Raw genomic sequence first — 10,300 nt, forward strand, 5'->3', positions numbered from 1 at the left:
GAGAGACAGTCGGCGACTCTTTCAACAGCATCAGTGTGAGGCCGACGTTCAAATGTCCGCGCAACGACGTGGATAAAACGCTTGGGATGGATGAGCGGGCACCCTTTGCGCCATACATCCATCGTGCCCACGACGTCGAGAGGGTCGTAGAATGGTGCTGTGGATCGTTTTCAGGCGCCCTCCTCGAGCGCCGGACCGGCAAGGGCTACCTCTCGCCCGACGTGATCGACGAGTCGAACCGGTGTTTGGCCGCCCCGAACTGACGAGCCGCGTCTACGAGGTCGAGCCGGTCGATCATGAGTTTAAGGAGCCGACATGAACGCAGTGTGCCCACTGCACGGGCCAACGAAAATCATCGGCACGAATGCGTACGGATTTCCGGTCTATGCGTGCTGCTGCAACGACGTGACCTATCTGACGCCCCCGGATGCGTGTACGAGGGCGCCGGTGCAACGCGGACGCGACCCGCAGCCCGAACAGCCGAAGACGAGGAAAGAATGACACTGACATCAGGCCTGTTGCCTCGGTGGTGACTGGCACGAGACGAATTGCCGATTGTTGCCCTGCTTCGCGCGAAGTCTCCCCCGTCACGACGTGCACTCGCCAATCGAAGGCAGACTGAACTGGAAAGTCGCACCGTGCCCGGCATTGCTGGATGCCCACAGCTGTCCTCCGTGGGCTTCGATGATCGAACGGCAGATCGACAATCCCATGCCCATCCCGTCGGCCTTCGTGGTGAAGAAAGCGTCGAACAGCCGATTTGCATTTTCCGGATCGATGCCCGGGCCAGAGTCCTGTACCGCGACGACCACGTGCCCGTCGCCACCCCGACGGGTCTCGATCAGCAGGTCACGTGCGTCGCCGCCGATGTCAGCCATCGCCTGGATACCGTTAATCACCAGATTGATGAGCACCTGCTGAAGCTGTACCCGATCGCCGAGCAGGTGAGGCAATTCGGAGGCGAGCTTGAGCCGCAACGAAATCCGCTGATTCGATACTTCGCGCTGAACCAGCAGCACCACTTCATTGACCACCTCGTTGAGCTCCAGTTGCGTCTTGCGCGGGGCATCCCCTTTGGTGAGCGAGCGGACACGCAGAACGATTTCGCTCGCGCGCCTGCCTTCGGCGATCATATGCTCCACGCAGGCCCGCACCTCCTCCGGCCGCGGTGTCCGGTGGCCGAGCCATCGCAGACAGGCTTCGCCGCTGGTCACGATCGCCCCGAGCGGCTGCCCTAGTTCGTGGGCGATGGATGCACTCAATTCCCCAAGGGTTGTCACGCGCGTTGCATGAGCGAGCTCCGCCTGCAACGCCAGCAACTGCTCTTCCGCCCGCTTCGCCTCGAACCGCCGTGTTGCAAGCTCCGCCTCGGCCTTCTTGCGTTCAGTCAGGTCGAGCACGAAGGCCACGCCGTTTTCCTGCGAGCCTTCCAGTAACGCTGTGCCAATGAGAACCGGCATACGCCGACCATCCTTGCGGATGTACTCCTTCTCATAGGGCTGGCACGTCCCCCCTTGCCGAAGTATTTCAAGTGCATGGGCATCCGCGGCACGATATTCCGGAGGCGTCATGTCGGCCCATCCGACGTGGCCTGAAAGCAGATCCTGTCGCGAGTAGCCTACGATCCGAAGAAACTCGTCGTTCGCTTCAGTGGGCACACCAGCCACGCTCCAGAAGAATAGTCCGATGATGTTCGACTCGACGAGTCGCCGGATGCGGGCTTCCCGCTCGCGCAGTTCCTCCTCGGCGAGCTTGCGCTCGCTGTTCTCCCGCTGCAGATCGGCATAGAGCAATGCGTTCTCCAGCGAGATCGCGGCCTGGGAGGCGAGCAGTTCCAGCACGGTCACACGTTCGGGCGTGAACGCATGCGTGGCCAGGCGGTTCTCCAGATACAACAGGCCGATCAGCTCAGAGCGCCGCGTGATCGGCAGGCACAAGACCGACTTCGGTTGCCGGCGGGCGAAGTAGACGTCTGTCGAAAACGGGTTCGATTGCGTCGCATCGGCCAGCAGCACTTGTTCATGGCTGCGCCGGACATAGTTGATGATCGATGCTGGCAACGCCGACCCGGACAATGCAGATTCCGGCGCCTCCGATTCGCGTAACTCCGCTGCCGATAACGCCGGTACGGCCAGCGCCCGATTCAAGTGCCACTGCACGTCGATCATCTGTCGCTCGACATTCGCTTCGGCCGCATGCACCAGATTCTCATTGCGGACCAGCAGCAAATGGCAGCTCTGCGCGCCCGCGCTTTCGAGCACGATGTGCATCAGCATGTCGACAAGATCGTCGAGCACGATCTCGCCCGAGATGGCCTGCGAGGCCTTGGTGACCGAAAGCAGATCCAGTTGTGCGCCATCGTCGGGGGAAGCAGCGGCACGTGACGGCGATACTTCGCGCAAGCGCGGCATGCGCGCGTCGAGTTGCCTCACCTTGCCGTGGGCGCCCCAGCGTGCAAAACAGCTGCGCGCATCGTCAAGATGGGCGCGGGCGGCGGTCGTCCATCCACGGGCAATGCAAAATCCCGCGGCTAACTCATGCGCGATACCTTCGTTCTGGACGAAGCCGTGTTCACGGGCCACTTGAATCGCCTCTTCGTACAGACGCATGGCGTCGAGGTCCCGCCCTTCGATGCGGGCGATCTCCGCCGACACGAGGGCGTGCTTGTCGGCGAACGTCGGCGGATAGGTGTCGGCCCACTCGTGCAGTTGTTCGCGGTGCCGGGCCAGGAGGTCACGCCAGCCGGCCTGCTCGTCGGCGGACGCGTTCTGGTAGAGCGCGGCTGCCGTCAGCGCGGTGTAGAAAAAGTAATCGAGCCACGGAATTTGGCCGACTATGGCCCACAGCAGCGGTTCGGCCCGTTGGGAAGCAGCGAAGGCTACGGAGTAGTCGCCCGCCAGGAAACACGCGCGCAATTTGAGGACCCAGTACTCGCAGGCCAGCTCGCTCACCCGGTCTTCCGTCAGTTGCGCCTCGAACGCCGCCTCGTCGAACTGCGAGTCGCTGAACGTGGACAAATTCGCGGTCTGGCCCTGCATGGTCGCGATGAAGCGCTGGTTGCATACGATGGCGTCCGCAATGTCGCGGAACCTGCCCTTGCGCACGAAGTCTTCGGCGATCTCCGACTCGCGCCAGACGGTGTCGAGCGGATCGCCCCGCAGCAGAAGGCCCCTGGTGAAATGGAGCATGCTGTAGCAAGCGTATGTCAGAGCCCCTGTCTCGATCGCGGTGCGAAAGAGAGCCCGATGGGAATCGTTCGTGCTCGAGATTGGCTGCGTCCAGACGGCAACCAGTTCCATCGCGAAATACACCTTGGCCTGGTAGGCGACAAAGCCATGCTTCTCGACCAGGTCGCATCCGAGCCTGGCGAAACGGTAACCGTCGCGGTATCGGTGAAACACCGGGCCGAGGCTAAGGCCGAAAAAGACACAGGCTTGCGCGGAATCGCCGCTCGTCCCATGCTGCAGGCTGATGTTCACCATGCGGCACAAAAGCAGACAAAAGAAATGGAGGTCGGTAAAGTGGGCGGGATCGACCAGCGCCGACAGTAGTCGCATCGCGGCCAGCAGTTCCGGATCGGTCATCAGCGGCAGGTCGATCAGGCTCTCGATCGGGCGCCCGGCCAGGTTGCGCCAGACCGTTTCGTATTCGGCCTGAACCTGTTGCTGGGATGGGTGGGCCGGGAGGTCGATGCCGAACAGCCGCAGGCAGGTCAGCGCACCGTCAACGGCCCGCGCGTTTTCCGACATGACGACATCCAACTGGACCTTCAGGTGGTAGATGGCCGCCTGGTCGAGTTTCGACGCACAGCGCCGCAATAGCTCCTCGATCAGTTGTTCGGCCAGGTTGAAGCGACCGGTCAGAAACTCGCACTCCGCGCGTTCGAGCCACAGGCTGAACATCAGTCCGTACTGGCCACCCCATTCGCCGTCGTCGAGCAAGCCCATGCCCGCCGCCAGATACACGCACGCCGACGCATAGGCCGCCGAGGACTTGGCCCGGCGCCCGGCACGCAGGTCGAGCGCCGCCACCCGCGCCTTTTCGTCCCGCTCTATCAGCCGTGCGGCACCCCGATTGAACTGGTTCGCGATATCAAACACATGCTCGGCGAGTTCGTCTGCCGGTAAGCCTGCCAACAGTACCCGACCGATGCGCAGATGGACGTCGGCACGCTTCGCTTCAGGAATCAGCGCGTAAGCGGCCTGCTGGATCCGGTCGTGCAGGAACTTGCCGGTGCCGTCGGTGCGCACGATCAAACTGGCCCGCACGGCCGCCGCGAGCCGTTGCTCAACCTCGGCCTGGCTCGGGCGCTGCAACGCTGAGGCCTCTGCCTCGTTGCCCGCACGCGCGCTGACCAGCGCAAGATGGCGCAGTTCGAATGTGTTGCCCAGGCATGCGGCCAACCGCAGCGCTTGCTGTGCTTGAACCGGCAGTTGACTCAACTTGCCCACCATCAGGTCGACGACGTTGTCGGCAAAGTTCTTCGCCTTGACCTGGTCCAGGTCCCAGTGCCAGGCGCGGTGTGGCGCATCGCGCCGCAGCAGCCCCTCCTTGTGCAATGCATCCAGGAACTGGACAAAGAAGAACGGATTGCCCTCGGTACGCTCATACACCAGACGCGTGAGCGGTTCGCAGATGCCGGGTGACGCATGGAACGTGTCGGCGACCAACTGGTTCAGATGCACAACCGACAGCGGCGCGAGTTTGAGATCCGTCACCGGCGCGCCGATGTGGCGGATCGTCTCGAGGGCGGTCACGAGCGGATGTGATGCGTCCACTTCGTTATCGCGGTAGGCGCCAATCAGCAGCAGGTAGCGTGTCTCCGGGTGTGTGATCAGGCCCTCGATGAGCGTCAGGCTGGCTGCATCGATCCACTGCAGATCGTCCAGGAAGAGGACCAATGGGTGTGCCTCGCTCGCGAACACCGTGACGAACTGGCGGAGCACCATGCGGAACCGGTTTTGCGCCTCGGTCGGCGGCAGCGCAGGAACTGGCGGCTGGGGGCCGATGATGATCTCGACCTGCGGCAGCACATCGACGATGAGTTGGCCATTGACCCCGACTGCGGCCTGGATCTGTTGCCGCCAGCCGGCAATGTGCGTTTCACTTTCGGCCAGCAGTTGCCGCACCAGTTCGCGAAACGCTTGCGTGAGGGTGGCATGCGGAATATCGCGCTGATACTGGTCGAACTTGCCCGAAATGAAATAGCCATGCTTCGCGACAATCGGCTTGCGCAACGCGTCGACCAGCGCCGACTTGCCGATGCCCGAGTAGCCGGAGACGGTTGCCAGCGCCCCCTGTCCGGTGGCAACCATGCGCTCGAAAGCGCCGAGCAGCCGCTCGACCTCAGGGCTGCGCCCGTACAGTTTGTGCGGGACCTGGAAGCGTTCCGGGATATCTTCCGTGCCGAGTGGGAACGATTCGATCCGGCCCGAGGCCAGCCATTGCGCGAGACACCGGTCGAGATCGGCGCGCAGCCCGTACGCGCTCTGGTAGCGGTCTTCCGGCAACTTGGCCAACAGCTTCTTCACGATATCCGACACCGGTTGCGGCACTGCGGGGACGATCTCCCCCGGTGGCGTCGGCATGCGGGCGATATGGCAATGCGTCCATTCCAGCGGATCGTTCGCCTGGAACGGCAGCTGACCGGTCAGCATGCGATAGAGCAACACACCCATCGAATAGCAATCGGTCCGGTAATCCATCGCACGATTCATGCGGCCTGTTTGCTCCGGGGACACATACGCCCAATCGCCCACGGGGACGGCGACGTTCTCCGGCGAGACCGTGCTGAGTCCCTGGGCCGTAGCCATACTGAAATCCACCAGCAGAACCTGGCCGGTCTCGAGGACGACCAGGATATTGGCAGCTCGGATATCGCGATGAATGACCTGCGCGGCATCGATACCCGCCAATGCATCGGCCAGGTGGCGGCCGATACGCAGGCAAACATCCAGGTTCATATGCGGCTCACGATCCAAAGCGGCTTCGAGCGACTCGCCTGCGAAGTCTTCCAGGACCAGCGCTAACGCTCCGCGCTCTTCGATCAGCGCGAGTGGTTTGGCCGTGCCTGCGACATTCAAGGATTGCAGCAGCAGGTATTCACGCTCCAAACGGGTGCGCACGGCTGCGTCGGCGTGTTCCGTAGGGAGTTTCAATAGCACCGGCATGCCATCAGTCAAGCGACGGGCACGGTAGAGGTCAGAACCCGCTGTCGAGCAGATCCGCTCAAGGGCCTGATAATTCGCGATGAGCATCCTTCTCCTTTGTCCTGCCGGCGAATGGCCTGAGGGCTGCATGTGCATCGACTGTTGAATTATTCACAGGCAGCGTATGAGTGCCAGCAAAAATCCTCGTCGTGACCTGCAACGATTGACCGCTACCCTACCCGGGCACGAATCGGAGGTCGGTCTCTTGCCAGAGTCGCTGGCTTACGTTGGTCAGCCGGCACGCAACTGGACGCCAATCGGCGCGGTCACCCTCAATCCGGCGCGCGAGTCAGTCGTCACGATGGCCTCGCACGCCGCCCTTAACAACCTTTGGCTGCATGACTGAGGCTACAGCACCTTGATACGCGCCGGAACGTATCAGGCTCGAAGGCGTGGCTCGGTTTGCTCCGGTTAGACGAAAGTATCAACCATTCCAACGGAGATGTAGCACGAGGTATCCCTTTGTTGCATAGCTTGTGTCGCGATTCCCAAGTACCTTACACACAACACGGTACTGGCAGCGGGCAGTCTCGCGGCCAGCGAAAATGATAACGCAAGGACTTGATGACACCCGCGTCGGGCCTGTAATCGATGACTCAGGAATGGGCCACCTCGCGGTGTGATGGCTTCAGACGTCGGCTAGCGTATCGGTCACTGATTCAGGATGCAGACATGTCAACCGCAATTGCGCTTCCGGCCAACGGGTACCCTCATGACTAACGTTGCCCTTCTCGCCTTTTCCGGCGCCCAATCGATCGACGTTGCCGGGCCTATGGACGTCTTTGCCGAAGCTAACCGGTTCCTGTTGCCCGAGTCGCACTACAAGCTCGAAGTGTTAGGAATCGACCACGGTCCGCTGCGTTGCTCGAACGGAGTAACGATTCTCGCCGACAGACATTTCAGCGAAGCGCACGATGCATACGACCTGTTGCTGGTAGCCGGCGGCCCCGAGCTGGTTCACCAGGAATTCGACCCGGATGTTTACGTCTGGCTAAGGCACGCGGCCGCCCGGGCACAGCACTTCGGCTCGATCTGTAGCGGAGCCTTCATTCTCGCGCGTGCCGGCTTACTGGACGGGAAAACCGCGACAATACACGGCAACTACGCTCACGCCCTTGCCTCTGTCTGTCCGACTGCGCAGATCAAGACCGACCGTCTCTACGTCCAGGACGGTCGACTCTACACATCAGCAGGGGTGAGCGCAGGAATAGATCTCTCGTTGTATATGCTCACCCAGGAGAAAGGCAACGAAGTTGCACTGAACGTCGCGAAACGACACGAAGTGTTCATGCGGCGTGCAGGGGGACTATCCCAGTTCACCGGTTACCTGGCTCCGTACAGGCAAGAAGTCTCACCGGTGACGCAGGTTCAACAGTATGTGTTGGACAACCTGAAGGGGGATCTGTCGACCAGCGCTCTGGCCTCGGTTGCCAAGATGAGCCTTCGGAACTTCGCCCGTGTCTTCACGCGTGACGCAAAGATCTCACCCGCAGAATTTGTCGAGAACGCCCGCATGAGTGCCGCTCGAAGCATGCTTGAGAACACAAGGACCCCATTGAAAAGGATCGCCGATGCGTCCGGGTTCAATGACCCCGATCGCATGCGAAAAGCGTTTCAACGTCGACTGGGTATTTCTCCTCTGCAGTATCGCCAAAAGTTCCGCGCACCGGGTCCTTAGTCCCGGCCCCGAAGGACCTGGGAGCAGGTCTTTCGGTCCGCTTTGCGCCCTTATGGACGCACCCGTGCCATGAGCCGGTCGTGGCTCATGTCGATGTTGCTCAACGCCAGTGCGATGAAGGAGCGCGCGGTGTTCTTCGCGAGGCCGCGACAGCGGGCTTCGATTTACCGCAAACGACTCACCGTCTCTATCAGATCTATAAAGACAACCCATTTGCAGCCATGTGTCACAAACAATAGTATTGCTGACAAGCTTTCTGCCAACTCATTGTCCTAACATGCAACTGCTCTCGATCGGAATTAATCACCACACCGCGCCAGTCGCCTTGCGCGAACGAGTGGCGTTCCCGCTCGAACAGATCCGGCCCGCCCTGCAGACACTGAAAGCCGCGTGGCAGACGCACAATAGTCCGCGCGGCGGTGCAGCGCATACCGCGCCGGCGATGAGTAGGCTTGCGTCAAGCGGCGACGCGCTGTCTGAAGCGGCGATTCTTTCGACCTGTAACCGCACCGAAATCTACTGCGCGACAGATGACCGCGCCGCGCCTGAGCACGCAATTGCGTGGCTCTCCGCTTACCACGGCATTGAGGCTGACGAACTGGCGCCCCATATCTACGCGCTGCCGCAATCGGAGGCGGTGCGCCACGCGATGCGCGTCGCGTCGGGCCTCGACTCGATGGCGCTCGGCGAAACGCAGATTCTCGGCCAGATGAAAGAGGCCGTGCGCACCGCGTCCGAAGCCGGCGCGATGGGTACGTATCTGAACCAGATGTTCCAGCGTACCTTCTCGGCCGCGAAGGAAGTGCGCGGCCAGACCGACGTCGGCGCGCATTCGGTATCGATGGCCGCAGCGGCGGTGCGTCTCGCGCAGCGGATCTTCGATAAGATCTCTAGCCAGCGCGTATTGTTCATCGGCGCGGGCGAGATGATCGAGCTGTGCGCCGCCCATTTTTCGGCTCAGGCGCCGCGCGCTCTGGTGGTGGCGAATCGCACCCCCGAGCGCGGCAGCAGGCTCGCCAAACGCTTCGGCGGTCAGGCGATTCCACTTGCGGACCTGTCCGAGCGGCTGCACGAGTTCGACATCGTGGTGTCGTGCACCGCGTCCTCGTTGCCGATCATCGGCCTCGGAGCGGTCGAGCGCGCAATCAAGGCGCGCAAGCGCCGGCCGATTTTCATGCTCGACCTCGCAGTGCCGCGCGACGTCGAACCGGAAGCCGGGCGACTCGAAGACGTCTTCCTTTACACGGTCGATGATCTCAGCACAATCGTGCTCGAAGGCACCGCAATGCGTCAGGCCGCAGTTGCCCAGGCCGAAGCAATCATCGAGACGCGCGTTCAAGGGTTTATGCAGTGGCTCGAGCAGCGCAGCGTGGTGCCGGTGATCCGCCATATGCACACGCAGGCCGACGCGCTGCGGCGCATCGAACTCGAGCGTGCGCAGAAAATGCTCGCTCGCGGCGACGACCCTGCGGCGGTGCTCGAAGCCCTGTCGCAGGCGCTCACCAACAAATTCATCCACGGTCCGACACATGCGCTCACGCGTGCTTGCGGCGGCGACCGGGACAAGCTCGTCACGCTTTTGTCTGGCTGCTATCGCCACTCAGCCTCGTCCGAGCGTTAGCAGCGCGCCGCGACGATCTGCTCCACCGAGAACTGCTTGCGCTTCATCGCCAACTTGATCAGCATCGCGACGCCTTCGGGGTCGAGCCGATCTGCAAGGTCTTGCAGATTGCCCCGTCGGGCTACCGGCAGATATGGCCGGGTGAGCATCCTGCTTTCGAGCGATGTACACACAACTATTGGTTTCACTCGCTGGAAAGCACGTCGTTCAGTTGTGCGTCTTGCGCGGCCGCGCCCCGTGCGCTCGCCAGCGGCTTGACTACGCCTGCGCTTCGGCCTTTTCCCTCACGGCTTTCGGTGCATTGCTGTACTCGAGGATGAAGTCGCGCAACTGCGGATAGATGATGGCGCGCCAGCGCCGTCCCGAGAAGATGCCGTAGTGGCCGCATTTTTCCGCGGTGAAGTGGCGCTTGTTGTCCTCCGGAATGCCGGTGCACAGCTCGTGCGCCGCAAAGGTCTGACCGTCGCCGGAGATATCGTCCAGTTCGCCTTCAATCGTGAACAGGGCGGTGTGCGTGATGTCCTGCGGCTTCACCCGCTCGCCGGCGACGTCCCACGTGCCTTCGGCGAGACGGAACTTCTGGAACACCACGCGGATCGTGTCGAGGTAATACTCCGCGTCCATGTCGAGCACCGCGTTGTACTCGTCGTAGAAGCTGCGATGCGCTTGCGCATCTTCTTCGTCGCCGCGCAGCAGGCTCTGGTAGAAGTCCCAGTGCGAGGCCGCATGACGTTCCGGATTCATCGCGACAAAACCGGTGTGCTGCAAAAAGCCCGGGTACACCTTGCGGCC

At 61.9% G+C, this 10,300-nt stretch carries 4 protein-coding genes, 1 pseudogene and 1 other annotated feature; of the genes and pseudogenes, 2 read left to right on the forward strand and 3 right to left on the reverse strand.

From position 1 onward, the window contains the following. Positions 1-587: 587 nt before the first annotated feature. Positions 588-6,257: a trifunctional serine/threonine-protein kinase/ATP-binding protein/sensor histidine kinase gene (locus FVF58_RS45280; RefSeq protein ID WP_188131156.1), complete on the reverse strand. Its 5,670-nt coding sequence runs from the start codon at positions 6,255-6,257 to the stop codon at positions 588-590. A gap of 664 nt (positions 6,258-6,921) precedes the next feature. Here FVF58_RS45280 and FVF58_RS45285 point away from each other — a divergent pair. Together FVF58_RS45285 and hemA are read left to right on the forward strand one after the other, a co-directional pair. After that, entirely contained in the window at positions 6,922-7,887 is a 966-nt protein-coding gene (locus FVF58_RS45285) for a GlxA family transcriptional regulator (RefSeq protein ID WP_223191226.1), read from the forward strand. A gap of 277 nt (positions 7,888-8,164) precedes the next feature. Then, a complete protein-coding gene (gene hemA, locus FVF58_RS45290; protein ID WP_149676092.1) occupies positions 8,165-9,508 on the forward strand; it encodes a glutamyl-tRNA reductase in 1,344 nt (447 codons plus the stop codon). Here the strand turns inward: hemA and FVF58_RS52035 are convergent. Then, entirely contained in the window at positions 9,505-9,657 is a 153-nt protein-coding gene (locus FVF58_RS52035) for a hypothetical protein (protein ID WP_188131158.1), read from the reverse strand. The genes hemA and FVF58_RS52035 overlap by 4 nt on opposite strands. Then, positions 9,563-9,624, forward strand: a sequence feature (AL1L pseudoknot). It overlaps the preceding gene by 62 nt. A gap of 109 nt (positions 9,658-9,766) precedes the next feature. Beyond that, a pseudogene (locus FVF58_RS45300) lies at positions 9,767-10,300 on the reverse strand (polyhydroxyalkanoate depolymerase); the annotation flags it as partial.

It is taken from the genome of Paraburkholderia panacisoli, assembly GCF_008369935.1.
GTDB classification, from domain to species: Bacteria; Pseudomonadota; Gammaproteobacteria; order Burkholderiales; family Burkholderiaceae; genus Paraburkholderia; species Paraburkholderia panacisoli.

Bases quoted from the DNA above. Each gene is read 5' to 3' on its own strand.
- FVF58_RS45285 (WP_223191226.1), top strand. From the start codon at position 6,922: ATGACTAACGTTGCCCTTCTCGCCTTTTCCGGCGCCCAATCGATCGAC.
- FVF58_RS45280 (WP_188131156.1), bottom strand. From the start codon at position 6,257: ATGCTCATCGCGAATTATCAGGCCCTTGAGCGGATCTGCTCGACAGCG.
- FVF58_RS52035 (WP_188131158.1), bottom strand. From the start codon at position 9,657: ATGCTCACCCGGCCATATCTGCCGGTAGCCCGACGGGGCAATCTGCAA.
- hemA (WP_149676092.1), top strand. From the start codon at position 8,165: ATGCAACTGCTCTCGATCGGAATTAATCACCACACCGCGCCAGTCGCC.